This is a genomic window from Bacillus sp. TCT6 (genome assembly GCF_056033845.1).
In genome coordinates, this window is sequence record NZ_JBVYHX010000001.1 from 3,942,519 (window position 1) to 3,966,910 (window position 24,392).

Below are 24,392 nucleotides of genomic sequence, written 5' to 3' on the forward strand. Positions count from 1 at the left end.
TTCCTTCTACAAGGAAGCTTCCTGCTAACATAATAAACATGCGAAATGGATATGGACCCTGTAGGACTCGAACCTACGACCGGACGGTTATGAGCCGTCTGCTCTAACCAGCTGAGCTAAGGGTCCACAATTATGTATGTAACAACATATCAAATAAAGGAATTCCTATCGGATATGCCCTTTAAGAAAGGTAAGATAAATTTACCATATAGAAAAGAAAAGTGTCAATTGTATTTTTCTTATTTAAAAGAAGAAAGTTAATAAAAAGAAATTTAGTTATCTCCACTATATGTAAATATAATATATCTTGAGATTCTCTAGATTCCTACGTTACAATGATTTTATACATACATAAAGGAAGTGAATCTATGTCCATATTTACCCAATTCGTAAAAAGCATATACTCGCCTAAAGATATGGCGCTATTCCGTTTTCAAAAAATCGGTAAAACCATTTTGTATATTATGCTACTTTGCTTAATTACTACTATTCCAAGAACTTTTTTGTACGGTAGTTTTATCCAAGATGGTGTAGGCATGGTAAATCAAGTCATCGATAAAGATTTACCTGACTTTAAGATTGAAAATGGCGAACTAAAAGCCGATATTGATCAACCCATTGAAAAAGAAGAAGGAAATGCACTTTTCGTATTTGATCCAAATTCAACAGACCTAGAAAAATATCAAAATAAAACAGGTTTATTTGTTTTAAAAGATAAAGTAGTCTCTATGGGAAATGGTCAAACACAAACGTATTCTTATAACGATTTGTTAGGTGCATCTCTTGAGAAAAAAGATCTACAAGAATTTATTTCTTTATTCGATAATATTTATCCAATTTTATTATTCGTTATCGGATTCTTAGTGTACCTATTCCAATTATTCATCACTTTTGTAGGCGTGACTTTACTTGCGTTCATCGGTTCTGCTATGAGCGGTCAACGTAAACTATCCTATAAACAAGTTTGGACACTAACTGCATACAGCTACACAATCCCAACCATTTTCTTCATGATTATGGATTTATTCAAAATCGTCGTACCTGGGGCAACATTCATTTATATCGCTGTTGTTTTAATCGTTCTATACTTAACGATTAAAGAGGTACCCCAACCGAAAGAAAAATAAAAAAATGCCTAAATAGGCATTTTTTTTTTGGACAAGCATATATTCCTAGCAAAGGAGTGAAGAATATGAAGAGGTTAGGTATATTCCTATTCGTGCTTGTTCTCGGTTATGTATTTTATTACGATATAAAAATCGGTACTTTACCGATGTTAAGTTCATATAAAAAAACAACCTCTGCCCAAACGATTAAAAAAGAGAACGCAGACAGCCAACAAAATAAAGAGAATAAAACAGAAAAAGAAACGGATACATCTTATAAAACAATTGAAGTAAAAACTGGTGAGACAGTTCTTTCTATTACAGAACAAATTAACAAGAAAAAAATTCCTTCCATAGAAAAAGTCATTGACGACTTTAAACTATTAAACAAAAGTACATCTGCTACAAAAATCCAAATTGGAAAGTCTTATAAATTCCCGTTATATCAATAAGCTATCACTTAATCCTTGTCAATTACATAAAGGCGCTGATACAATAGTAAAAGTGAAACCGAGCACTTCGGTTTCTATAGCCCTATATCACGTATACTATCATTGATATGAGGGACTAAATAAGAAACTTCTTTTATAAGGAGAGCGATCTATTCGTGAATGAAATGACTCATCGTACAAAAACACGTCCAGTTAAAGTCGGTAATTTAACAATCGGCGGTAATAATGAATTAATTATACAAAGTATGACAACAACAAAAACACATGATGTTGAAGCAACAGTTGCTGAAATCAAGCGTTTAGAAGAAGCCGGCTGTCAAGTCGTCCGCGTTGCCGTTCCAGATGAACGCGCAGCAGATGCTATTGCTGATATAAAAAAACAAATCAACATTCCACTTGTTGCTGATATTCATTTTGATTATCGCCTTGCTTTAAAAGCAATTGAAGGTGGCATTGATAAAGTACGTATCAATCCAGGTAATATTGGTCGTCGCCATAAAGTAGAAGCTGTTGTAAATGCAGCAAAAGAGCGCGGCATTCCAATCCGTATTGGTGTAAACGCCGGTTCATTAGAGCGTCACATTTTAGAAAAGTACGGGTACCCAACTGCAGATGGTATGGTTGAGAGCGCGCTACATCATATTAAAATTTTAGAGGACTTAGATTTCCACGATATTATCGTATCTATGAAAGCCTCTGATGTTAACTTAGCAATCGAAGCATACGAGAAAGCTGCTCGCGCTTTTGATTACCCATTACATTTAGGTATTACAGAATCTGGAACATTGTTTGCTGGAACTGTAAAAAGTGCCGCTGGTCTTGGAGCAATCTTAAGTAAAGGCATCGGAAATACACTACGTATTTCATTAAGTGCTGATCCAGTTGAAGAAGTAAAAGTTGCTCGTGAATTATTAAAATCATTCGGTCTTGCGTCTAACGCAGCGACACTTATCTCTTGTCCAACTTGTGGTCGTATTGAAATCGATTTAATTAGCATCGCTAACGAAGTGGAAGAATACATCTCTACACTTCAAGTACCAATTAAAGTTGCAGTACTTGGTTGCGCTGTAAATGGCCCTGGTGAAGCTCGTGAAGCTGATATCGGTATTGCTGGTGCACGTGGAGAGGGATTATTATTCCGTAAAGGGCAAGTCGTTCGTAAAGTACCAGAAGAAACAATGGTAGAAGAACTGAAAAAAGAAATCGACGTAATTGCTGCTGAAATGGCTGCTGAACGAGAAAAAGAAAAAGAGACACAAGAACAATAAAAAGAAGGTTGCCACAATATTTGTGAGCAACCTTCTTTTCTACGTAAAAAAGCTCGTCAGTTATATAACCGACGAGCTTTTACTTTGCACATTTTGGACAACGACCATATATTTCAAACTTATGACCCGTTACTTCATAACCAGTAAAATCTTTATTCATAAAATCCATTGGGCAGGAAGTAATCTCTTTCGTCCCCCCACAATCCAAACAAATAAAATGATGATGATGTTCCATAATAGAACAAGTAAAACGAAAATGTTTTTCACCATTTAATTCCGTTTGTTCTAAAACACCAATCTCAGCAAAAACTGTTAAGTTACGATAAATCGTATCAAAACTAAGCCCTGGATAGTCGTCTTTCATATGCTCTAAAACGTCTTTCGCAGTTAAATAACGATTATGTGCTGCAAATAATCTGAGCATCTCTTCTCTTTTTCCAGTATGTTTGTATCCTTTTTCTTTCATTAGGCGTAAAGCTTCCGTTAGATTCATACCTATCCCTACTTTATGCAGTTTTTTTCTTCTTCCATAAAATCGCACCGATTAAAATAAGAACTGCTATCATAACAATTGTACCACCTGGCGCTAAATCAAGTTGATACGAAGCAAACATTCCACCAATAACTGCAATTTCACCAAATAAAATGGAAAAGAAAATTGTTTGTTTAAATCCTTTAGCAATACGAATACTCGCTGCAACTGGCAACGTCATTAATGATGATACGAGAAGAACCCCTACTACACGCATTGATACTGCAATGACAAGAGCAACTAATATAATGAAAATAAAGTGAATCCATTTCGCTCTTAAACCAGTTGATACTGCGTATTCCTCATCAAATGATAGTAGAAACAGCTCTTTATATAATAAAATAATTGTCGCAACAACAACAATTGCTACAATCCCAATAATAATTAAATCCGTACTTGTTACAGCACTAACACTACCAAATAAATAACTAAATAAGTCTGTGTTAAATCCATTTGCAAGTGAAATGAAAATAACTCCAACTCCCATCCCTGCCGAAAGGATAATCGGAATTGCTAATTCTTGATAGTGCTTATATACAGTTCTTAACTTTTCGATTAGTAGCGCTCCACCAATTGAAAAAACCATCCCCATATATAAGGGGTTTAAAAATCCACCTGTAAAAATGGTTTTTTCAAGTAATAAACTTGCTGCAATACCTGATAACGTCACGTGACTTAATGCATCCGCAATAAGAGATAAACGACGAATAACAACAAACACACCAATTAGCGGTGCAACAAGTCCAATTAAAATACCTGCGTATAAAGAATTACGTAAAAAGTCATATTGTAAAAAATCTTGTATCATTATATCCTCCCGTGATGCTCATGTTCGTGTTCTAAACGATGAACATGATGTCCATATAAGACGGACATTTCTGCATCTTCTAACTCTCGGAACTTCTCTACATTTCCATGGAAATGTAGATGTTGGTTTAGGCATGCAACATGTGTTACTTTTTCGGTAACAGCTCCCATATCATGAGTAACAAGAATTAATGTGATTCCCAACCTTTTGTTTAAATCCTCTAATATTTCGTAAAAACTTTCCACATTTTTTACATCAATTCCAACAGTAGGCTCGTCTAAAATAAGCAATTCAGGATCACTAACGAGCGCACGAGCAATAAATACACGCTGTTGCTGTCCACCAGAAAGCTCTCCAATGTTACGACCTTGAAACTCACTCATCCCTACATCAGCAATTGCTTTTTCTACCTTTTTCTTATCTTCTTTTGTGAAAAAGCGAAAAAGCCCTTTTTTCGAAACAAGTCCCATTGACACAACTTCAGAAACAGTTGCTGGAAAACCAGAATTGAAACTATTTGCCTTTTGGGATACATAACCAACTTTGTTCCATTCCTTAAACTTCTTACTATCAACGCCAAACACGCGAATGCTTCCTTCTTTTGGCTTTAAAACGCCTAATAAACACTTAAGTAAAGTTGATTTACCTGAACCATTCGGTCCCACTAAACCTAAAAAAGCTCCCTTCGGAACTTGCAAATTAATATTTTCTAACACATTCCGATCTTCGTATCGGAATGTTAAACCTTCAATCTCTAATATATTATTCATAGCATCTCACCTATTTTAATTCAGAATGATTCCGATTTATATCTATTTGAATTATAGTACAGCTTATTATAGTTGTAAACCAATCTGCCTAAAATATATCTATTTTTTCAAGAAACCTTACTATTATAACAAAAAGCAGAGAAAAATTCTCTGCTTTCGAAAAATATTCCTATAAATTTTTAGTGAATAGCCGATTTAAACTTACCACCATTTGTCTCTTGCGTGTTCATAATCGTCACAAACGCATTTTCATCAATTTCATGCACAATTGATTTTAACTTCGTCACTTCTAGACGCGTTACAACTGCATAAATAACTTCTTTTTCTTTATCCGTGTAACCACCTTTTGCTACCAGCTTTGTAGTTCCACGGCCAAGACGATGCAAAATCGCGTTTGATACTTCCTCGTATTGATCAGATACAATTAAAACCGCCTTCGTTTCATCTAGCCCTTGAATTACTGTATCGATCGTTTTAAATGCAATATAGTAGGTCATAACAGAATACATCGCTTGTTCCACACCAAACACAAATGCTGCCCATGCAAAAATAAATAAGTTCACAAACATTACGAATTCACCAACAGAGAACGGTAATTTCTTCGTTAATAAAATCCCCATAATTTCAGTTCCATCTAACGACCCACCATGACGAATTACAAGTCCTACACCAAGACCTAAAATAAGCCCACCAAACACTGTCGCTAAAATAGGTTCTGTTGTAAATGGTGGCACCGCATGTAACGTTGACTCAATGAAAGCTAACGCTACAATACCAAATGTCGAAGATAACATAAATGTTTTTCCAATTTGCTTATAACCCGAATACATAAATGGGATATTGAGAACAACGACTAAAGTAGAAAAACTTAACCACCAAATGTTAGGAGTAAGATAATCTAATATAAGAGAAATACCAATAATTCCACCATCAATAATTTTATTTGGCATTAAAAATAGTTCAATCGCTACCGCCGCGCATGCTGCTCCAAAAATAATCATAACTAAACGATAAATGAGATGAATAACACTTTCTTTTCGATGTTGCTTTTGCTCCATAGGTCCTCCCTTTACTCTTTTTCTGTAGTTTTGTCCTTATATTATAACATACGCTTCTTTTCCTCATGAAAAAAGAAACTCCATACGAATATGTACAAGCTATATGCTCATATATTTCGATAGAAGAACACGTGAAGGAGGATAACAAGATGAACCTCATAAAACAAATTGTTAATAAAAAATTAAATCATATTTCTACAAAAGAGTTATTAAAATATAGCAAAGAATATGAAGTTTCTATTACGACTGCACAAGCTGACCAAATCGTTTTACTTATGAAAGGTAAAAATATTAATATTTACGATAACAACGAGCGACTAGAGCTCTTAAAACAGATCGCAAGAGTAACTTCCCCTGCCACTGCCCAACAAGTAAATACATTATTTCAGCAACTACTAAAATAGGGAGGGGATTTCCCCTCCTTATTGTGCTTTAATTTTTTCAAGAATCCCTTCATCAAAATTACCGTTTTTCAGCATTTCGATTTCCAATTTGTATGGTGGTTTCTTATCTTTTTTATCTTCCCCTACATACGGTGTTTCAAGAATTTTTGGTACATGCATTAACTGTGGATGATGTACAATGTGATGCAATGCTTTATACCCAATGTGACCAAATCCAATATTTTCATGACGGTCTTTTCCTGCTCCGCGTACATTTTTACTATCGTTAATATGAAGTACTTGTAAACGATCTATACCAACGATCTTATCAAATTCGTTTAACACGCCGTCAAAGTCATTTACAATATCATATCCTGCATCGTGCGTATGGCACGTATCAAAGCATACAGATAGCTTTTCATTATATTTTACACCATCAATGATTTTTGCAATTTCTTCAAAGCTACGACCGCATTCTGTTCCTTTTCCTGCCATCGTCTCTAATGCAATGTTAACCGTCTGTTCTGGCGTTAGTACTTCATTAAGCCCTTTAATAATTTGTTGAATACCAGCATCTGCTCCAGCACCAACGTGCGCTCCTGGGTGAAGAACAATTTGTTTCGCTACACCTAATGCCGATGTTCTTTCAATTTCCATACGAAGGAAGTCTACACCTAATTGGAATGTTTCTGGCTTTGTCGTATTCCCAACATTAATAATATACGGTGCATGGACGATAATCTCCTCAATTCCATTCAGCTCCATATGTTTTCTTCCTGCTTCTATGTTCAATTCTTCAATTGGTTTTCTTCGTGTATTTTGCGGTGCACCTGTATAAATCATAAACGTCGTTGCACCATATGAAACAGCCTCTTCACTTGCTGCTAATAACATTTTCTTACCACTCATGGAAACATGAGATCCAATCTTTAACATACAATCACCTCTTCAATATACAATAGATATAATGATAGCATAATTTGTAGAAATATGTAGTGAATTGTTTGTTCACAAAAGACGCACTACACAAATTTATTTGACTATTTAAACAGACTATACTCTTCATTTAAATTAGCGGGATTAAAAAAAGATAAGGGAAACCCCTTATCTTTTTTTATTGCTATATTTTCTCTTCACTTTGTCACGTTCTGTTGCAAGTTTACGTTTATAGTTTGGTTTTACTTTTTTCGGTTTTTTAATAACTTTCGTTGCCATAACATCAAGTTCGTCATTTGGTTTTTTACGGCTCTTACGACGACGACGCTCACCTAAATCCGCCCACTCATCTCCACGTAAATCTACATGTTTAAACTCGATATGACGTTGTTTTTCTAAGCTATCTAACGCTTCTTCGTTTGCTGGATCATAAATCGTCACTGCAATACCAGAATGCCCCGCACGTGCTGTTCTTCCAACGCGGTGAACGAAGAAATCTAAATCTGATGGTAGCTCATAGTTAATAACATGGCTAATCCCTTCAATATCAATACCACGTGCTGCTAAATCAGTCGCAACAATATATTGGAATTCAAGGTCACGAATTTGTTTCATCATTTTTTTACGATCACGTGGTGATAAATCCCCGTGAATTCGTCCAACTTTTAAGCCGCGTTCCATTAATCCATCAGCAACTTGATCCGCCATCTTTTTCGTATTCGTGAAAACAACTGCTAAATACGGTTTAAATTGAAGTAGCATTTTATTCACTAAATCAATTTTATTACGATGTTTAGAAGGCACTAAATAGTGTTCAATGTTTCCAGCTGCAACTTGTTTTGGATTGATATGAATATGCTCTGGATTCTCCATATATTTCTTCAGAAACGGTTTTAGTTTTTGAGGAATTGTTGCAGAGAAAACTAGCATTTGCAAGTTTTTAGGCATACGTGCTGCAATTTTATCTACATCATGAATAAATCCCATATCAAGCATTAAGTCTGCTTCATCGACAATAATCGTATTTGCTTTATGAACAAATAATGCTTGTTCTTCAACTAAGTCTTTAATACGCCCTGGTGTCCCAACTACGATATGAGGTTGTTTTTTCAATTTTTCAATTGAACGTTGTTTATCAGTTCCACCAATTAAACAACGCGCTGTAATCATTTGATCTTCCGCACAGAATTTTGTTAATTTCACAATCTCTTCGTAAATTTGTTGTGCTAACTCACGAGTAGGTGCTGTAATAACAAGTTGTACTTCTTCACGGCTTGCATTAATTCTGTTTAATGTAGGAAGTAAGTATGCATGTGTTTTCCCAGAACCTGTTTGGGATTGCCCAATTACACTTACACCTTTTTTCACGACCGGGAAAATTTTCTGCTGAATTCCTGTCGGCTCTGTAAAGCGTAGTTCACGAACTGCATCTATTAAAAATGGTTTAAAATCATACTGTGTAAAAGTTTTTTGTGTCATAAGTTACACCTTCTTTCTAAAATTTCTACTGCGCGCACAAATCAGTCAAGTCTACATTATATCGAAATCTACAAGTAAAATCCATCTTTAGTTTAGGTTTTCACTTCAAAAACTAACCTTCTTCCCTTTTATTGCATATTGTATGTGTATATACCTAACTGAAGAAAGGAGGATTTCTCACATGTTTCCGAAATCCCCTACAAGGCAAATGTATCCGAATCAAGGACAACAACCTTATACACCATATCCCATTCCACAACTACCACCAATGGCGCAAAAAAAGAAAGGTTTTCTTGCTAAGCTTTTTAAAAAACACGATCCAACCGAGCCTTTTATGCAAATGGTTCCGCCTTACCGACAAATGGAAGGCCCACCGATGATGCATCAGCAACCACCGCCGCAGCAATATCAACAGCAATACCAGCAACAATATCCTCAGCAACATCCACAATATCAACCATACATGCAGCAACATCCTGAGCAAATGATACCGCCTCAAATGTATGAATCAAATGAAACGCGCGGCGGGGCAGCAACTACAGCTGCAGCAAGCAGTGGCATCGGCAGTTTTTTTTCGAATTTAATTTCGAATCCAACTAATATGATAAATAACATCGAAAAAGTATCCCAAGTCGTTCAATCTGTAGGTCCTGTCGTCGAACAGTACGGTCCTATTATGCGTAGTCTACCAAGCATTGTTAAAATCCTCACCTCTGGAAAAAGTACGGAAGAAAATCAAGCGGAAAATGTAACAGAGCCAGTTGAGGTAAAAAGTCCGCCTCCTACACCTCAAAAAAAGAAACGAAAACGAAAGAAAATAGTGATTGAATCTGTAATAGAAAAAGAGTTACCGAAAGAACCAGTTCAACAAACAGCAACAAAACCAAAACTATATGTGTAACAATCCTTTGTTTTCTATCCACTCCTCCTTTATAATGTAAAAGACTATGCACAAAAGTATCCCTTGTTTAGAAGGAGAGGATTACTCATATGAAAATTGTTAAAATTTCCCCTCGTGGTTATTGCTACGGTGTTGTCGATGCAATGGTAATTGCACGTAACGCCGCATTAGATAAATCATTGCCGAGACCCATTTATATTTTAGGTATGATTGTTCACAATAAACATGTTACAGACGCTTTTGAAGAAGATGGAATCATCACATTAGACGGTCCAAGTCGCTTAGAAATTTTAGATAAAATTGATTCTGGTACTGTTATTTTCACTGCACACGGTGTTTCTCCAGAAGTTAAACAACGCGCAAAAGAAAAAGGTTTAACAACAATCGATGCCACTTGTCCAGATGTTACCAAGACGCATGACCTTATCGAAGCTAAGAAAGCGGAAGGGTATCATGTCATTTATATCGGTAAAAAAAATCATCCAGAGCCAGAAGGCGCAGTCGGTATTGCACCTGACATCGTTCACCTTATCGAAAGAGCCGATGATTTAAAAACATTAGAAATCCCAACAGATAAAATTTTAGTAACGAATCAAACAACAATGAGTCAATGGGATGTTCAACATTTGATGGAGGACATTCAAAAAAAATTCCCAACAGCAGAATTCCATAAAGAAATTTGTTTAGCAACCCAAGTTCGCCAAGAAGCTGTCGCTAAACAAGCTGATGTTGCAGACTTAACAATTGTTGTTGGTGATCCGAAAAGTAACAATTCAAATCGCTTAGCACAAGTATCACAAGAAATCGCAGGTACAAAAGCATATCGAGTTGCTGATGTAAGCGAAATCCAATTAGAGTGGCTACAAGGTGTAGAAAACGTAGCTGTTACAGCAGGTGCTTCTACTCCAACTCCAATTACAAAAGAAGTTATCGCTTTCTTAGATCAATATGATCCAATGAATCCCGCTACATGGGAGAGAGTTCGAAAAGTACCGTTACAAAAAATATTACCTCGTGTAAAAGTGAAAAAAGAACAATAATAAAAACCGTTGCCTATATGAGCAACGGTTTTTATTTTTCTTATACAAATGTAAATGGATCTGTATGTAATTGCGAAGCATGAATGTGTACATTGAGTTTCTTTGCATCCACTTTTTCTTGTAATTGCTTTTGCACACCTTGCTTCATTACTTTTTCAACGTTATGTCCTGGGTCAACTATATTTAAACCGAGCATCATCGCATCATGAGCAACATGATAATACATGTCACCTGTTACATATACATCCGCTCCTTTAAATTTAGCTTGATTGATGTATTTGTTACCATCACCACCAAGTACAGCTACTTTGCGCACTTTATCATCTAATTTCCCAACAACTCGTGCACCCTTTACATCTAATGATTGCTTTACATGTTCTGCAAACTGTCCAAGTGTCATTTCTTCTTTTAAGTATCCTATTTTCCCAAGCCCTAATGTTTCGCCTTTGTTATCAAGTGGATACACATCATACGCTACTTCTTCATATGGATGTGCCGTTACCATCGCTTTAATCACTTTTCGTTGCAGTGAAACTGGAATAATCGTTTCGATTCGCACTTCTTCTACGCGCTCTAACTGTCCAGTTTCCCCTACATAAGGATTTGTCCCCTCTTGAGGTACAAACGTACCTGTACCCTTGCTACTAAACGTACAGTGGCTATAATTGCCGATATGACCAGCACCTGCGTCTCCTAATGCTTTTCGTACTTCTTCTGCATGAGTTACTGGCACAAACACAACAACTTTTTTCATTTCTTCCGCATATGTTGGTGCTAGAACTTCTGTATTTTGCAACCCTAACGCCTCAGCAAGTAAATCATTTACTCCGCCCTTGGCAACATCCACATTTGTATGCGCTGCATAAATGGCAATATCATTTTTAATACACGTTTCAATAATTCTTCCGTACGCTTTATCTGTATGAATCGCTTTTAACGGATTAAAAATCAAAGGATGATGCGCGATAATGACATTCGCTCCTAATTGAATCGCTTCCTCCACAACTTCCTTCGTTACATCTAACGCAATCAATACGTGTTGTACAGATTTATTAAGCGCTCCAATCTGCAGACCAATTTTATCTCCTTCCATCGCCAAATGCTTCGGATACATACTTTCAAATAAAGAAATAATTTCATGGCCGTTTGGAATTTTACTCATGATAAAATCTCCCCTATCATTTTCATTTTCGCTTCTACTTCTGCACGTTTCGCTTTTGTTTCTTCAGAATTAGCCGCACGTTCTAACTGTTTTAAAATATTTTGGAAGTTTTTCAATTCCCCTTCCCATTTCTCACCAAAAGCTTCATTTTTCTCTTTTATTAGAAATGGCCCCATAAACAATCCCGCTTGTTTATTTTCCGAGTAAGGTGCTTCGACATTTCCTCGCTCTCCTACTAAAATCTCGTAAATTTTCCCATCTTCTTTTACGATTTTTTCATGGATAAGCTCCCAACCATTTTCAACAAACCATTCACGAATATGATGCGCTGCAATATTCGGCTGTAAAATTAAACGTGTTACACCTTCTAATTTTTCTTTACCACTTTCTAAAATGTCACGAATTAACGCTCCGCCCATTCCAGCAACCGTAATAACATCTACTTCTCCTGGCGCGATAACAGCTAATCCATTCCCTTTACGTACATCTACTTTATCTTGTAAGCCACTTTCAGCTACAGTTGCTTGTGCAGAACGAAATGGTCCATCTACAACTTCTCCTGCAACTGCTTTTGTAGCAATATTATTTATAATTGTATAACACGGTAAATACGCATGATCCGATCCAATATCAGCAACTGTAGATCCTACTGGTATTTCACGCACAACTTCTTCTAATCGTTTTGAAAGCTTTACTTCATTCATGTATTTCCATTACTCCTTCTCTTGTCAGTCTGTCTCCATGATAATGAATTTATAGTAGTTGTTGCAAGCCCATAACAACAATTCATTTCTCTATCATTCATCGTATTTTAGAAAATATAGAAAAACAAGCCCTTTGCATAAGCAAAAGGCTTGTCATACGGGACTTTATTTTTTCTTCGATAACCAATCAGCTACTTTAGTGGCTTGATCAGCTGGAACTATATTGGCAGGCATATTGCCCTTTCCTTTCGAAAGAATTTCTTTAATTTCATCCTTTGAAAGTTTCCCACCAATTTTTTGTAAGTTAGGTCCTACCGCCCCTTGTAACTGATCACCGTGGCAGCTCGTACAGCTTTGCTTCACAATATCCTCTGGTTTTGATGCTGTTTGTGCTGGCTTCCCGCCATTTTTTGCATCAGCTAACTCTTTAGATTTATTTAGCCCCTGAAATGAAAATACAAACATAACGATAATACCTAATGCTGCAATAAGAGCGAACGGAATCAGCGGATTACGTTTCATATCTCTTCTCCCCCCTCTATACCCCTAAATAGTTAGATGATTCAGTCATTTCCATTGTACTTGAAAACGCTCTATCAGAAAAGAGTAAACTACTACTTGTTAAAAATATTCCATAAATTCAGTTTATTGTTTTTTATTGTCATATAGCTTATTATTTCGATAATTATTAACGTTTCTCATCATATTTTTCGCTTTTCTACATATATTTTTGTATAGAATAAACAAAATTAATCGAAAAATCGAAAAATGAGCATTTGCAAATCAAAAGACAATTCTGTAAAATAAATTACAAGAAATTGTAATCGTTGCCGATAGCTAAATTTTAACAAAAATTAACAAAATAAAAAAGTTTACTTCACAAAGGTGAAGTAAACTTAAAAAATAACCTATTCTAAGAAATCCTTAAGACGCTTACTACGACTTGGATGTCTTAATTTGCGAAGTGCTTTTGCTTCAATTTGACGGATACGCTCTCTCGTTACGCCGAATACTTTCCCAACTTCTTCAAGCGTACGAGTTCGTCCATCATCTAAACCGAAACGAAGACGCAGAACATTTTCTTCACGATCTGTTAGTGTATCTAACACATCTTCTAATTGTTCTTTTAGCAATTCATAGGCTGCATGGTCCGCAGGCGATGTTGCTTCTTGGTCTTCAATAAAGTCACCTAAATGGGAGTCATCTTCTTCACCAATTGGTGTTTCAAGAGAAACTGGCTCCTGTGCAATTTTTAAGATTTCACGTACTTTTTCTGGAGCAAGATCCATTTCTTCACCAATCTCTTCAGGAGACGGTTCGCGACCTAAATCTTGTAATAATTGACGTTGTACACGAATTAACTTATTAATCGTTTCAACCATATGAACTGGAATACGAATTGTTCGCGCTTGGTCTGCAATGGCACGTGTAATAGCTTGGCGAATCCACCAAGTTGCATACGTACTAAATTTGAAACCTTTACGATAATCGAACTTTTCAACAGCTTTAATTAGACCCATATTACCTTCTTGAATTAAGTCTAAGAAAAGCATACCACGGCCTACGTAGCGCTTTGCAATACTTACTACAAGACGTAAGTTTGCTTCTGCAAGACGACGTTTCGCTTCTTCATCGCCTTCTTCAATACGCGTTGCAAGTCGAATTTCTTCTTCTGCAGATAGTAAGTCTACACGACCAATTTCTTTTAAATACATGCGAACAGGATCGTTGATTTTAACCCCAGGTGGTACACTTAAATCATTGAGGTCAAACTCTTCTTCTGTTTTTGTAATTTGGCGATTATTAGGGCCTTCTTCGTTGTCATTATCACCAACTAAGTCAATGCCTTGTTCACCTAAATATTCATAGTATTCATCCATTTGATCGGATTCAATTTCAAATCCATTCATGCGTTCTGCAATCTCTTCATATGTAAGAACGCCACGTTTTTTTCCGAGCTCAGTGAGTTGCTCTTTCACTTGCTCAAGGGTCATTTCAGTTTCAATTTGTTTAGAACGAGCTGGTTTGTCAGCCATCTGTTCCCCTCCTTACGCGAGATACAAACATTCATTATACTAAAACTTTATCAAAAAAGCTATTTTCTCGCTTTTTGATTTTGTAAATATGCTACATAATATTTAGCAGCCTCTACAGGATCTGTTTTTTCCATTTGTTTCACTTTAAAGATAATCTCCATCTTTTCAAGTTTTTCCTGATGCCGTCTAAGCGTCTCCAAATGGCCTTGCAACACTTCTTCTGTGTATTCTGGATTAATAAATTCATCCGTCGAAATATCAGTGATAATATTTTTCAACTTTTCATCAGAGAGCCAACTTAAAAATGTTCCGACTGAAGGTTCATTTCCCTTTTCATAATATGCGTATAGTTCATATAAAATCCCTTTATGTTCTTCTGTATGAAAATCTTCTATATGGGATTCCATACGAACAGCTACTTCTGCACTTTGCAACATATGGTAAATAATTTCTCTTTCCGCTCTTTCAAAACCTGTTAACTTCGGTTTTGTTTGAACGACTTGAGACGGTTTAGCAACCTGCTTTATTTGTTTTTGCTGTACCTTTTGTTCTTTGCGATATTGGTGCAATTGATTCAAAAGTGTTTCCATTGAATACGAAAATTCTTGCGATAATGACTTCAAATATGACTCTGCCTGCATCGCATCTTGTAACAACGATAACTCTTTTAAAACACTTTTCACATATTCTTCTTTGCCAGACTCATCTTGCAAATTTTTCCCTAAACGCAAATAATTTATTTTAAAACCAACAAAACTCACACTTGATTTCACAAGATTTTCAAAAGCGGTAGTCCCATATTGTTGCACATATTCATCAGGATCAAGCTTATCTGGCAAGGATGTGACTTTCACTTGGCAACCAACTTTTAGCAATAATTGCCCTGCTTTCATCGTCGCTTCTCGCCCTGCTTTATCACCATCATAGCAAAGAACAACAGTTTCAACGTTACGTCGCAGAAGTTTTGCTTGTTCTTCAGTTAAAGCCGTTCCCATTGTCGCAACGGCTTCTTCCACGCCACTTTTTACCGCAGCTAGTACATCGGCATATCCTTCAAAAAGAACCACTTGCCCACGCTTTCTAATAAACGGTCTTGCTTGGTGGAAGTTATACAACAATTTACTTTTGTGAAAAATCGGCGTTTCCGGGCTATTTAAATATTTTGGAGTGTCATCTCCTAACGCCCTTCCACTAAACGCTATCACCTTACCTTGTAACGTATAGATCGGGAACATAACTCTTCCACGGAAGCGATCGTAATGACTACCATCCTTCTCACTTCTTATTAGAAGGCCAGCTTGTTCCATACTAGACAGCGATAAACCTCTTTTTTGTAAAATTTTCGTCGCTGCATCCCAAGCAGGTGATGCATAACCAATTTCAAACTTCTCAATCATCTCTTTCGTAATACCACGGTTTAATAAATATGAAAGTGCTTCATTTCCCTCTTCCGTATTTACTAATAAATGATGATAATACTTTTTCAATAATTCATGAGCTTGTTGCATGATGACAGTGTCATCAGATATGTCTTCTTGTTGTCCTTGCCCTGATGTGTACTCCGCAACCGCAATTCCATTTCTTTCGCCTAGCTTTTGAACAGCCTCGGTAAAAGCCAGTCCTTCCATTTTCATTAGAAATGAAAATACATTTCCGCCTTCTCCACATCCGAAGCAATGAAAAATTTGCTTATCAGATGAAACAGAGAATGAAGGAGAATTCTCACCATGAAATGGACAGAGGCCGAAATAGTTACGCCCCTGTTTTCTAAGTTGAACGTATTCACCAATTACTTCTACAATATCGGATGATGTCCGAATCTGTTCAACAACTTCTTCGGGAATTCTGTTCCCCATAACTCCATCTCCGTGTCGTATTTTGTATTCGATATAAATTAAAAAATTCCTTTATAATTCGACAATATTTTTCTAAACTTGTTAGAAAGTGTTGCCGATTACATTGTATAAACGGTTTTGAACCTTTCCTATAGGTCCTTTATCTGCATAAATCGCAGATACATACCTGCTATATAAAATTGTATACATTTGCTCATCTGTTACAAATGTACCTCTTAGAAACAATACATATACACCTTTTTACAAGAACAGTAGCAAGTCACATATACTGTTTGATCTTGAGATCTGTAGCTTTTTCATGTTGATCCATATAACAATCAACTCCATTTTGTTCAGTATCTACAAAGATCCAATTGCCTTGCTATTTCCTTAAAGGATGAGCATATGATGCGACAAACAAAATTCCGACATGAAATTCCGCTCCAACTTGCACAATTTCATTCTTCACGGGACATGCATCTATACCAACTAATATGTTGTTGATGTTTTGCATATTTCTGTATTCTACATCCCTTCTGTGAATCCTTCCATAATGTGCGTTTTCTTGTATAGATTTTGTCGATTTAACGTAATTACATGTCTTTTTCGTAAATCCTATCCCTAGTTTATTCTGAAAAATTAAAGTCTAAACGTAAAATATAGGTTTTTATCACAATTTTTTATTATAATATATTTTCTTCAACTACGCTACATATCCCTTTATTTTTTCATCTTACATTTCAGGATGACAAACTCACACCTTGAATATACTAAAAGACAAAGGAGTATAAGTATAACCATTACACTACAATCTATTACAAAATCCATAGATATCATATTTCACCAGAGCGAAAAAAGCACATTCACCTTTGGTAAATGTGCTAAAACATTTTTTGGTTTTGCACTGCATTCACAATAATATTTGCTGTTTCTTCAATCGCTTTATTGGATACATCGATTACTTGGCAATTTATTTTACTAATTACTTCCTCAAAGTGATCAATTTCTTCTTGAATACGATTAATATTTGCATACGTTGCTCCATCACTTAATCCAAGTGATTTTAATCGTTCTTTTCGAATATGATTTAACTTATCTGGCGTAATTTTCAAACCGAAACATTTTTCTTTTGCCACTTGATATAGTTCTTCAGGTGGGTCAACTTCTGGTACGAGTGGTACATTCGCAACTTTCAAGCGTTTGTTATGAGCTAAATATTGAGAAAGTGGTGTTTTTGATGTACGCGAAACACCAATCAACACGATATCTGCTTTTAAAATACCTCTTGCATCTCTGCCGTCATCATACTTCACAGCAAACTCAATCGCTTCAATTTTCTTAAAGTATTCTTCATCTAACCTACGGACAACACCTGGCTCATACCTCGGCACTTGCCCCGTAATTTCTTCAATTTGATCAATAAGAGGGCCGATAATATCGTATGCCTCTACCCCTTCTCTTGCAGCCTCCGTCACTAAATACTGGCGCATATCAGGCTTAACTAACGTAAAACATATAAGTGCTTGATTACTCTTAGCAATCGAAATCACTTCTTTTAATGTCCCTGTATCTTCTACATACGGTACACGTCTAATATCAGGAGCAAACGGGAATTGCCCCATTGCTGCTCGAACAACCAAATCAGCCGTTTCCCCTACAGAGTCAGATACGACATATACGATTTTATTATCCATTACATTACCTCACTTTAAACAAATTACACTTATTCGTTATTTACTAAATTTACAAACGCACGTGTAATATTTGTTTTTGTAATTCGCCCAATCACTTCTAAACCTTGTTTCGTATCTTTTACAACTGGCATTGCATCAATCTGTCTTTCTATTAATTCCATCGCAATATCATATAAAGAATCCTCTCTACGACACATCGCAATGTTTGGCATCCTTGTCATGATAATATTAACCGGAAGAGAGGTTAAATCCTGCTTTCCTAAGCTCGCTCTTAATAAATCTTTACGAGACACAACCCCAACTAATAGAGTCATCTGATCTACAACGAACAATGTACCAACGTCCTCTAAAAACATCGTACAAATTGCATCGTATACGGAAACATTTTTATCAATTACAACCGGTCTAGATTGATAATCTTGTACTTTAATTTTCTTAACAGCTTCAGATAATAGCTGTCCCCCAGTTTTACCCGTATAAAAATAACCTACACGTGGACGTGCTTCTAAATAACCAGCCATCGTTAAAATTGCTAAGTCTGGTCTTAGCGTCGCACGTGTTAGACCCAATTGCGCTGCAATTGATTCCCCTGTAATAGGACCGTGATCTTTTACAATCTGAATGATATGTTCTTGCCGTTTATTCAGCTCTATGATAATCACCACCTTTAATGCACAACGAAAAAAGTTATACTATCTCTTAAATATTATATACTAAATATGCTATTCGAAAAAGAAAGTATGTAAAAAGGACCGTATACGGCCCAAAATTATATTTGAAACTTATCAAGTTGTTCTAAGAAACGTCTTGATTTCAAATAAATTCCGCAATATTCATCATAATATGTATTCAATACTAAACGCATTTGTTTTTTTGTGCTATCCTTTACCGATACATTTCCGAGCCTATGTAAATCGAAATGGAAGAAAAGACGTAATAATTTATGAACAGCTTCTCCTACCGGTATACGATATGGGTCTTGCTCTGCATGACGTGAGCACAGAAAACCGCCTTCCCTGACGGAGAAGGCGACAAAGTCTGTTTCTTGATGACAAATCGCACATGTATCAAAGTACGGGCGCATCCCTAATACCGGAAGCATTTTCGTTTGATAAATTAATGATAATACTTCTGAATCAACACCCTCACACATATAATGCAACGTTTGATATAACATTTCAAATAAATACGGATTATGTTTTTTATCTTCTGTTGCTTTATCAGTTAACTCAACAATAAATGATGCATAAGCAGTTAAAAATATATCCTCGCGAATTTCTTTCATAGTTGAAATAATCTCGCCTTGTTGCAATGTTCCAAGCCCTGATCCCATTTGAATAAGAAAATGGCCATGTGTCATTAATTGCGACACAGATGCTAACCGGCTTTTCGGTTTTTTTGCCCCTCTTGCCATTGCACTTATCTTACCAAGTTCTCTTGAGAATATTGTAACAATCTTGTTCGTTTCTCCGTAATCTGTCGTACGGATAACGATGCCCTCAACTTTTTGAAACATGTTCGTCACCATCCAAGGTTTGAACAAAACGGGTCAAGAAATTGGAGAGTCTAGATGTGCTAGCTCCTCTTCATGTTGATCCATCTCATCGTTTACGTCTTTTTCCATTTCTTTCAAAAGCAAGTACGTTTCAATGCTTCCTGTTTTGGAGAAAAACTTCCAGGTAAAATCTAGCATAAGAATCCACCTTTCTCAATAAGCGTAGCCTATAAACCAATTTCCTTTGTTGTTATTAAATTGACCCATTTTGTCCATTTTCATGTGAGAAAAATTTTTCCTAATTTATCAAAGTTCATAAAAACCAATAATCAGCGGATGAACAAACCATCCACTGATTACAGCTTTACTATATTTTAATACTCGTCTTCACGGAAACCAAGGTCTCGAAGCTGTGACAGCTTGTTACGCCAATCTTTTTGCACTTTTACCCATACTTCTAAAAATACTTTAGAACCAAGTAGCGCTTCAATATCAAAACGAGCTCGCTTACCAACTTCTTTTAACATTTTCCCTTGTTTTCCGATGATGATTCCTTTTTGCGATGCACGTTCAACAACAATCGTTGCATTTATATAAACTGCGCCGCCCTCACGCTTTTGAATCGCATCGATAACAACAGCCACAGAATGCGGCACTTCTTCACGTGTTAAATGTAGTACTTTCTCACGAATAAGCTCCGCAATAATAAATCTCTCCGGATGATCCGTTACTTGATTATCTGGATAGTATTGTGGTCCTTCTGGTAAATACTTTTTAATTGTTCCAATTAAAGCATCCACATTATTACCGTCTAACGCAGAAATTGGTACAATCTCTGCAAACTCATGTAGTTTACGATATTGATCAATTAACTCTAGTAATTGTTCTGGATGAAGTTGGTCAATTTTATTAATTACTAAAAATACTGGTTGTTTCGTTTCTTTTAATTTCTCAATGATGAATTCCTCACCACGACCAAATCCTTCAACTGCATTGACCATAAACAGAACAATATCAACTTCTTTCAATGTCGTTTGAGCCATCTTTACCATGAAGTCGCCTAATTTATGTTTAGGTTTATGTATTCCTGGTGTATCAATGAAAATAACTTGTGAATCATTTTCTGTATATACACCTTGAATTTTATTACGAGTCGTTTGTGGCTTATCACTCATAATAGCAATTTTCTGGCCGATAATACGGTTTAAAAATGTAGATTTTCCAACATTCGGTCTGCCAATAATAGAGACAAAACCTGATTTATAACCTTTTCTATTCATGTAAATCCTCCGCTAAAAATGCTCCTGGTAACAATTCTCCGACTGTCGTCTCTTGAACGTCACCATGTAAATTTGATAAGTATACTTTCGTATCCTGTTTACATAATTCTACCATAACTTGTCGACATGCTCCACAAGGAGGTACTGGACGCTTTGTATCTGCTACAACCGCAATGGCTACAAATTCTTTATCTCCTTCAGAAACCGCCTTAAATAAAGCTGTTCTTTCAGCACAATTACATAAGCCATATGATGCATTCTCAACATTACATCCACGATATACTTTTCCATCGCTCGTTAATAATGCTGCACCTACTTGAAATTTAGAATATGGTACGTACGCTTGTTTACGCGCTTCGATTGCTTCTAAAATTAATTGTTTACTATTCATATTCCCGCATCCTTCCTGTTCACAGCTATGAAGAGATACACTCTCTCATTAAAGGCCCTTACGGCACTTCCAAAGCTTAATAAAAGCTTCGGAATGCAACTATACCATATACGGCAAAAAGATAATAGCACCAATTATAACAGCTATAATTGCAAACAATAAAACCGCTCCTGCTGCAACATCCTTTGCAATTTTTGCAAACGGATGAATATCAGCAGTCGCTAAATCTACTGTTTTTTCTACAGCCGTATTTACCATTTCTAAACTCATTACACTCCCTATTACAATAAGTAATATCATCCACTCTATTTTCGTAATATGGAAATAAAAGCCGCAGCATATAACAATGACTGCGGCTAAATAATGAATTTTCATATTTCGTTCATGACGAAGACAAAAGAACATACCAGCTATAGCATATCCAAAACTATCTATAAGTTTTCCTTTTTTCATCGTCCTAATCCAAAAGCTTCTAAAATTTCTTTTTGTCTTCCGAACATTTCTTTTTCTTCTTCTTCTGTCATGTGATCATAACCAAGCAAATGTAAAAAGCCATGTAACGCCAAAAATCCAAGTTCACGATCGAAAGAATGGCCGTACTCTTCAGCCTGCTCTTTCGCCCTTGGAATAGAGATAATAAGATCACCTAACATGCGCGGCATCTCTGCACCAACAATCTCCATTTCCCCTTCTCCCATCTCTTCCATGGCAAAGGATATTACATCTGTAGGTTGATCTTTATCTCGGTAATCACGATTAATTTCTCTAATGCGCTCATTATCTACAAATGTCACCGATACCTCCGCGCCATCCTCGATATTTTCCATTTGAGCTGCCTTTTCTAACACTTCACGAATTAAACTCATATACGCTTCTTTTACTTCTTCTGTTTCATCAATAAAATCAATTAACAAACTCATTCTTTCTCCTTTTCTTCCGGAATTTCCGGATATGTAATACGCGAATGGAAAATACCATTTAACGTTTCACATAACGTTTTCCCAACGATTTGTAGTTCCTTAAACGTCAAATCACATTCACTAAATTGACCGTCTTGCAATCGATCTTTAATAATGCTTTGCACTAAATTATTAATTTGTTCTGGCGTTGGGTGATTCATAGAACGTACCGCAGCTTCTACACTATCAGCAATACCAACAATTGCCGATTCCTTCGAAGTTGCTTTTGAACCCGGATAACGGAACATCTCTTCTGTATATTTTTCTTTATCTTCTTTAATCGCTTTATAATAAAAATATTTCAGTAACGTTGTACCGTGATGTTGCCCAGCGATATCAATAATTTCTTGTGGAATATGATATTCTTCGAGCATTCTTACTCCATCCGTTACGTGAGCAATTATAATATCTTTACTCGTTACAGGATCTAATTTATCATGCGGGTTTTCAATCCCCATTTGGTTTTCAATAAAGAATTGTGGTTGTACTGTTTTTCCTACATCATGATAATATGCCCCTACACGCGCTAATACACCATTTGCCCCGACTGCTTCGCAAGCAGCTTCAGAAAGATTCGCTACCATTACACTATGATGATATGTCCCTGGCGCTTCTAACAAAATTCTGCGTAAAAGCGGATGGTTTGGACTTGATAGTTCCATAAGCTTCATACTTGATACGATTCCAAGTCCACTTTCTAAATATGGTAAAATCCCCATAGCCAAAACGGATGATATAATCCCTGAAAGTGAAGCCATTAATAATTGCGTACCAATTTCAAGAGGCGAAAAATTCCCATTACGTAATAATAAGAGCGCCGCCAATACGACTACATTTAATACAGAAACGAGTATACCAGCTTGTAAAATCATTGTACGACGATTTTTTTCTCTCAAGAAAATACTAACCGATAATGAACTTAACAATACGTAAATCCCTACACTATAATTTAATGTACTCGTTACTCCTTCATTAAACATAATACTTCCGCATACAGAAAAAATCATACTCGTTAAAAAGACAAATCGATCACCAATCATTAATTTCACAAGTATTGTTCCCATCGCAACCGGGACAACATATGCAATCCCTGCATATTCAAGTTTTTGAAACAAACTAATGATTTTCATTAAAACGATTGTGATAGACAAAATTGTGATATACGCTAAAACATACGGTCTATCTTCTCTTTTTCTCTTTAAAAATAATTCAAATTGTTTATGCATAAAGTATAGTAACACACCAATGAGTACCGCTAATCCAACATAAGGTTGAAAACCGTTCCCTTTTTCTAACAAGCCAACTAATTTCAACTGATTATACACATCACTTGAAATTGTCTCACCTTCTCTAACGAGAACTTGTCCTTGAAGAATATAAACAGGTGGAACTAAATCTTCCTCTGCTTTTCTCTTCTCTTTCGTTAAGATCGGGTCATAAAAATAATTCGCTGAAATTGCATATCTTCCTAGCGCCTTAATTGACTCTTTTAAACCATTATCAACATTAACACTATTCATCTCACTTACATATCGTTCTTTCGCATCTTTCAATTCGTCCATTTTAATGTGCTCAGTCATGATACTATTAATCGCTGTGACCGCAGCATCTTTCGCTAATACTAATTGGCTCGAATCTGCATTAATCAAATTTAGTAAGTTTGAATCAGATAATTCTTTCGTTAAGTCAGCGGGTAGTTTCTTTTTTAACTTGTCCACTTTCTCAGCATCAGTCATCTTTTTTTGATCATCCGGTCCAACAGCTTTAATCTCTTGCACCACTTCATCCACTTTAGCAAAGACGTCATTCACAATATCAACTTTATTTTGTTTATACTCACTTTTATATGTATATTGATCTTCAACTTTTGTAGAGGCTTCTTTTTTCTTTTTATCCGTTGTAACTTTATCTTCAATTTTTATAGGAGAATGGATTGTCTTTTTCGCAATAGAATACATGTTAACATCTAATTGCTCTGGTTTTACATTATTCATAAGCGCAAAAAACAGCACTGCTCCTAATACAACGTAAGAAATCCAACTTAGTTTTTTCGAATGTTGTAAATTACGAAACCACTTAGAAATTTCTTGAGATCTTGACATG

Annotated in this window: 27 protein-coding genes and 1 tRNA gene; 6 read left to right on the top strand and 22 right to left on the bottom strand. The window is 36.0% G+C overall.

The window, feature by feature from the left end:
• Nucleotides 1-52: 52 nt before the first annotated feature.
• Nucleotides 53-126, bottom strand: a tRNA-Ile gene (locus tag AC0ONG_RS20105).
• Between the two features lie 242 nt (nucleotides 127-368).
• On the opposite strand from AC0ONG_RS20105, the gene yqgB reads away from it, so the two are divergent.
• The 3 genes from yqgB to ispG all read left to right on the top strand — a co-directional run bounded on the left by yqgB (nucleotide 369) and on the right by ispG (nucleotide 2,826).
• Entirely contained in the window at nucleotides 369-1,127 is a 759-nt protein-coding gene (yqgB, locus tag AC0ONG_RS20110) for a protein YqgB (protein WP_000021895.1), read from the top strand.
• A 65-nt stretch (nucleotides 1,128-1,192) separates the two neighbouring features.
• The gene (yqfZ, locus tag AC0ONG_RS20115) at nucleotides 1,193-1,558 is read left to right on the top strand and encodes a protein YqfZ (RefSeq protein ID WP_000825421.1); all 366 of its coding nucleotides are present in this window, start codon (nucleotides 1,193-1,195) and stop codon (nucleotides 1,556-1,558) included.
• A gap of 164 nt (nucleotides 1,559-1,722) precedes the next feature.
• On the top strand, nucleotides 1,723-2,826 hold the full coding sequence (gene ispG, locus AC0ONG_RS20120) for a flavodoxin-dependent (E)-4-hydroxy-3-methylbut-2-enyl-diphosphate synthase (RefSeq protein WP_153578351.1): 1,104 nt from the start codon (nucleotides 1,723-1,725) through the stop codon (nucleotides 2,824-2,826).
• 79 nt (nucleotides 2,827-2,905) lie between these two features.
• On the opposite strand, the gene AC0ONG_RS20125 is transcribed toward ispG, so the two are convergent.
• The 4 genes from AC0ONG_RS20125 to AC0ONG_RS20140 form a co-directional block, all read right to left on the bottom strand.
• Nucleotides 2,906-3,319 (bottom strand): Fur family transcriptional regulator, encoded by a 414-nt coding sequence (locus AC0ONG_RS20125; RefSeq protein ID WP_001054516.1) that lies wholly within the window; start codon nucleotides 3,317-3,319, stop codon nucleotides 2,906-2,908.
• Nucleotides 3,320-3,332: 13 nt separating this feature from the next.
• Nucleotides 3,333-4,166, bottom strand: a complete 834-nt coding sequence (locus AC0ONG_RS20130; protein ID WP_000613817.1) for a metal ABC transporter permease — start codon at nucleotides 4,164-4,166, stop codon at nucleotides 3,333-3,335.
• Nucleotides 4,166-4,936 carry a metal ABC transporter ATP-binding protein gene (locus AC0ONG_RS20135; protein WP_001059662.1) on the bottom strand — a complete coding sequence of 257 codons (771 nt, stop codon included), beginning with the start codon at nucleotides 4,934-4,936 and terminating at the stop codon, nucleotides 4,166-4,168. Before AC0ONG_RS20135 ends, AC0ONG_RS20130 begins: the two co-directional genes overlap by 1 nt.
• A 179-nt stretch (nucleotides 4,937-5,115) precedes the next feature.
• A complete protein-coding gene (locus AC0ONG_RS20140) occupies nucleotides 5,116-5,994 on the bottom strand; it encodes a YitT family protein (RefSeq protein ID WP_000435962.1) in 879 nt (292 codons plus the stop codon).
• Between the two features lie 149 nt (nucleotides 5,995-6,143).
• Between AC0ONG_RS20140 and AC0ONG_RS20145 the strand changes: the two genes are divergently transcribed.
• Nucleotides 6,144-6,398: a DUF2624 domain-containing protein gene (locus AC0ONG_RS20145; RefSeq protein ID WP_001048959.1), complete on the top strand. Its 255-nt coding sequence runs from the start codon at nucleotides 6,144-6,146 to the stop codon at nucleotides 6,396-6,398.
• A gap of 18 nt (nucleotides 6,399-6,416) precedes the next feature.
• Here the strand turns inward: AC0ONG_RS20145 and AC0ONG_RS20150 are convergent, their stop codons facing one another.
• Both AC0ONG_RS20150 and AC0ONG_RS20155 read right to left on the bottom strand, forming a co-directional pair.
• Nucleotides 6,417-7,313, bottom strand: coding sequence for a deoxyribonuclease IV (locus AC0ONG_RS20150; protein ID WP_000912458.1), 897 nt, complete (start codon nucleotides 7,311-7,313; stop codon nucleotides 6,417-6,419).
• 168 nt (nucleotides 7,314-7,481) lie between these two features.
• Entirely contained in the window at nucleotides 7,482-8,792 is a 1,311-nt protein-coding gene (locus tag AC0ONG_RS20155; RefSeq protein ID WP_000192443.1) for a DEAD/DEAH box helicase, read from the bottom strand.
• Between the two features lie 181 nt (nucleotides 8,793-8,973).
• Between AC0ONG_RS20155 and vrrA the strand changes: the two genes are divergently transcribed.
• Complete coding sequence (gene vrrA / locus AC0ONG_RS20160; protein ID WP_151617288.1) at nucleotides 8,974-9,693, top strand: VrrA/YqfQ family protein; 720 nt, start codon at nucleotides 8,974-8,976, stop codon at nucleotides 9,691-9,693.
• A gap of 89 nt (nucleotides 9,694-9,782) precedes the next feature.
• On the top strand, nucleotides 9,783-10,733 hold the full coding sequence (locus AC0ONG_RS20165) for a 4-hydroxy-3-methylbut-2-enyl diphosphate reductase (RefSeq protein ID WP_000706658.1): 951 nt from the start codon (nucleotides 9,783-9,785) through the stop codon (nucleotides 10,731-10,733).
• 40 nt (nucleotides 10,734-10,773) lie between these two features.
• Here the strand turns inward: AC0ONG_RS20165 and AC0ONG_RS20170 are convergent, their stop codons facing one another.
• From AC0ONG_RS20170 to AC0ONG_RS20240, 15 genes are all read right to left on the bottom strand, one after another.
• A complete protein-coding gene (locus tag AC0ONG_RS20170; RefSeq protein ID WP_000036251.1) occupies nucleotides 10,774-11,895 on the bottom strand; it encodes a Nif3-like dinuclear metal center hexameric protein in 1,122 nt (373 codons plus the stop codon).
• Nucleotides 11,892-12,599 (bottom strand): tRNA (adenine(22)-N(1))-methyltransferase, encoded by a 708-nt coding sequence (locus AC0ONG_RS20175; RefSeq protein ID WP_001006546.1) that lies wholly within the window; start codon nucleotides 12,597-12,599, stop codon nucleotides 11,892-11,894. Before AC0ONG_RS20175 ends, AC0ONG_RS20170 begins: the two co-directional genes overlap by 4 nt.
• 165 nt (nucleotides 12,600-12,764) lie before the next feature.
• A complete protein-coding gene (gene cccA, locus AC0ONG_RS20180) occupies nucleotides 12,765-13,121 on the bottom strand; it encodes a cytochrome c550 (RefSeq protein WP_000828142.1) in 357 nt (118 codons plus the stop codon).
• A 386-nt stretch (nucleotides 13,122-13,507) separates the two neighbouring features.
• Nucleotides 13,508-14,635 (bottom strand): RNA polymerase sigma factor RpoD, encoded by a 1,128-nt coding sequence (gene rpoD, locus AC0ONG_RS20185; RefSeq protein WP_000764066.1) that lies wholly within the window; start codon nucleotides 14,633-14,635, stop codon nucleotides 13,508-13,510.
• A gap of 59 nt (nucleotides 14,636-14,694) precedes the next feature.
• On the bottom strand, nucleotides 14,695-16,491 hold the full coding sequence (gene dnaG, locus AC0ONG_RS20190) for a DNA primase (protein ID WP_000528221.1): 1,797 nt from the start codon (nucleotides 16,489-16,491) through the stop codon (nucleotides 14,695-14,697).
• A gap of 81 nt (nucleotides 16,492-16,572) precedes the next feature.
• The gene (locus tag AC0ONG_RS20195) at nucleotides 16,573-16,716 is read right to left on the bottom strand and encodes a hypothetical protein (protein ID WP_000479749.1); all 144 of its coding nucleotides are present in this window, start codon (nucleotides 16,714-16,716) and stop codon (nucleotides 16,573-16,575) included.
• A 635-nt stretch (nucleotides 16,717-17,351) separates the two neighbouring features.
• On the bottom strand, nucleotides 17,352-18,164 hold the full coding sequence (locus AC0ONG_RS20200) for a pyruvate, water dikinase regulatory protein (protein ID WP_000368949.1): 813 nt from the start codon (nucleotides 18,162-18,164) through the stop codon (nucleotides 17,352-17,354).
• Nucleotides 18,165-18,193: 29 nt separating this feature from the next.
• The gene (gene ccpN, locus AC0ONG_RS20205; protein WP_000583756.1) at nucleotides 18,194-18,826 is read right to left on the bottom strand and encodes a transcriptional regulator CcpN; all 633 of its coding nucleotides are present in this window, start codon (nucleotides 18,824-18,826) and stop codon (nucleotides 18,194-18,196) included.
• Between the two features lie 107 nt (nucleotides 18,827-18,933).
• A complete protein-coding gene (gene recO / locus AC0ONG_RS20210) occupies nucleotides 18,934-19,680 on the bottom strand; it encodes a DNA repair protein RecO (RefSeq protein WP_000487007.1) in 747 nt (248 codons plus the stop codon).
• Between the two features lie 33 nt (nucleotides 19,681-19,713).
• Nucleotides 19,714-19,857, bottom strand: a complete 144-nt coding sequence (locus tag AC0ONG_RS20215) for a YqzL family protein (protein WP_000883924.1) — start codon at nucleotides 19,855-19,857, stop codon at nucleotides 19,714-19,716.
• Between the two features lie 176 nt (nucleotides 19,858-20,033).
• On the bottom strand, nucleotides 20,034-20,939 hold the full coding sequence (gene era / locus AC0ONG_RS20220) for a GTPase Era (RefSeq protein WP_001080236.1): 906 nt from the start codon (nucleotides 20,937-20,939) through the stop codon (nucleotides 20,034-20,036).
• On the bottom strand, nucleotides 20,932-21,330 hold the full coding sequence (locus AC0ONG_RS20225) for a cytidine deaminase (protein ID WP_001086287.1): 399 nt from the start codon (nucleotides 21,328-21,330) through the stop codon (nucleotides 20,932-20,934). The genes era and AC0ONG_RS20225 overlap by 8 nt, the downstream gene beginning before the upstream one ends.
• 99 nt (nucleotides 21,331-21,429) lie before the next feature.
• Entirely contained in the window at nucleotides 21,430-21,783 is a 354-nt protein-coding gene (locus AC0ONG_RS20230) for a diacylglycerol kinase family protein (RefSeq protein WP_000715475.1), read from the bottom strand.
• Entirely contained in the window at nucleotides 21,780-22,250 is a 471-nt protein-coding gene (gene ybeY, locus AC0ONG_RS20235) for an rRNA maturation RNase YbeY (protein WP_000054680.1), read from the bottom strand. The genes AC0ONG_RS20230 and ybeY overlap by 4 nt, the downstream gene beginning before the upstream one ends.
• A complete protein-coding gene (locus tag AC0ONG_RS20240; protein ID WP_000091515.1) occupies nucleotides 22,247-24,391 on the bottom strand; it encodes an HD family phosphohydrolase in 2,145 nt (714 codons plus the stop codon). Before AC0ONG_RS20240 ends, ybeY begins: the two co-directional genes overlap by 4 nt.
• Nucleotide 24,392: the final 1 nt, after the last annotated feature.

Coding starts and splice junctions, on each gene's coding strand:
- AC0ONG_RS20165 (WP_000706658.1), top strand. CDS start 9,783: ATGAAAATTGTTAAAATTTCCCCTCGTGGTTATTGCTACGGTGTTGTC.
- vrrA (WP_151617288.1), top strand. CDS start 8,974: ATGTTTCCGAAATCCCCTACAAGGCAAATGTATCCGAATCAAGGACAA.
- dnaG (WP_000528221.1), bottom strand. CDS start 16,491: ATGGGGAACAGAATTCCCGAAGAAGTTGTTGAACAGATTCGGACATCA.
- AC0ONG_RS20230 (WP_000715475.1), bottom strand. CDS start 21,783: ATGAAAAAAGGAAAACTTATAGATAGTTTTGGATATGCTATAGCTGGT.
- AC0ONG_RS20240 (WP_000091515.1), bottom strand. CDS start 24,391: ATGTCAAGATCTCAAGAAATTTCTAAGTGGTTTCGTAATTTACAACAT.
- recO (WP_000487007.1), bottom strand. CDS start 19,680: ATGTTTCAAAAAGTTGAGGGCATCGTTATCCGTACGACAGATTACGGA.
- AC0ONG_RS20135 (WP_001059662.1), bottom strand. CDS start 4,936: ATGAATAATATATTAGAGATTGAAGGTTTAACATTCCGATACGAAGAT.
- yqfZ (WP_000825421.1), top strand. CDS start 1,193: ATGAAGAGGTTAGGTATATTCCTATTCGTGCTTGTTCTCGGTTATGTA.
- AC0ONG_RS20130 (WP_000613817.1), bottom strand. CDS start 4,166: ATGATACAAGATTTTTTACAATATGACTTTTTACGTAATTCTTTATAC.
- AC0ONG_RS20125 (WP_001054516.1), bottom strand. CDS start 3,319: ATGAATCTAACGGAAGCTTTACGCCTAATGAAAGAAAAAGGATACAAA.
- ispG (WP_153578351.1), top strand. CDS start 1,723: ATGACTCATCGTACAAAAACACGTCCAGTTAAAGTCGGTAATTTAACA.
- ybeY (WP_000054680.1), bottom strand. CDS start 22,250: ATGAGTTTGTTAATTGATTTTATTGATGAAACAGAAGAAGTAAAAGAA.
- cccA (WP_000828142.1), bottom strand. CDS start 13,121: ATGAAACGTAATCCGCTGATTCCGTTCGCTCTTATTGCAGCATTAGGT.
- AC0ONG_RS20225 (WP_001086287.1), bottom strand. CDS start 21,330: ATGAATAGTAAACAATTAATTTTAGAAGCAATCGAAGCGCGTAAACAA.
- AC0ONG_RS20200 (WP_000368949.1), bottom strand. CDS start 18,164: ATGGATAATAAAATCGTATATGTCGTATCTGACTCTGTAGGGGAAACG.
- AC0ONG_RS20140 (WP_000435962.1), bottom strand. CDS start 5,994: ATGGAGCAAAAGCAACATCGAAAAGAAAGTGTTATTCATCTCATTTAT.
- era (WP_001080236.1), bottom strand. CDS start 20,939: ATGAATAGAAAAGGTTATAAATCAGGTTTTGTCTCTATTATTGGCAGA.
- AC0ONG_RS20170 (WP_000036251.1), bottom strand. CDS start 11,895: ATGAGTAAAATTCCAAACGGCCATGAAATTATTTCTTTATTTGAAAGT.
- rpoD (WP_000764066.1), bottom strand. CDS start 14,635: ATGGCTGACAAACCAGCTCGTTCTAAACAAATTGAAACTGAAATGACC.
- AC0ONG_RS20145 (WP_001048959.1), top strand. CDS start 6,144: ATGAACCTCATAAAACAAATTGTTAATAAAAAATTAAATCATATTTCT.
- yqgB (WP_000021895.1), top strand. CDS start 369: ATGTCCATATTTACCCAATTCGTAAAAAGCATATACTCGCCTAAAGAT.
- AC0ONG_RS20175 (WP_001006546.1), bottom strand. CDS start 12,599: ATGAATGAAGTAAAGCTTTCAAAACGATTAGAAGAAGTTGTGCGTGAA.
- AC0ONG_RS20150 (WP_000912458.1), bottom strand. CDS start 7,313: ATGTTAAAGATTGGATCTCATGTTTCCATGAGTGGTAAGAAAATGTTA.
- AC0ONG_RS20215 (WP_000883924.1), bottom strand. CDS start 19,857: ATGCTAGATTTTACCTGGAAGTTTTTCTCCAAAACAGGAAGCATTGAA.
- AC0ONG_RS20155 (WP_000192443.1), bottom strand. CDS start 8,792: ATGACACAAAAAACTTTTACACAGTATGATTTTAAACCATTTTTAATA.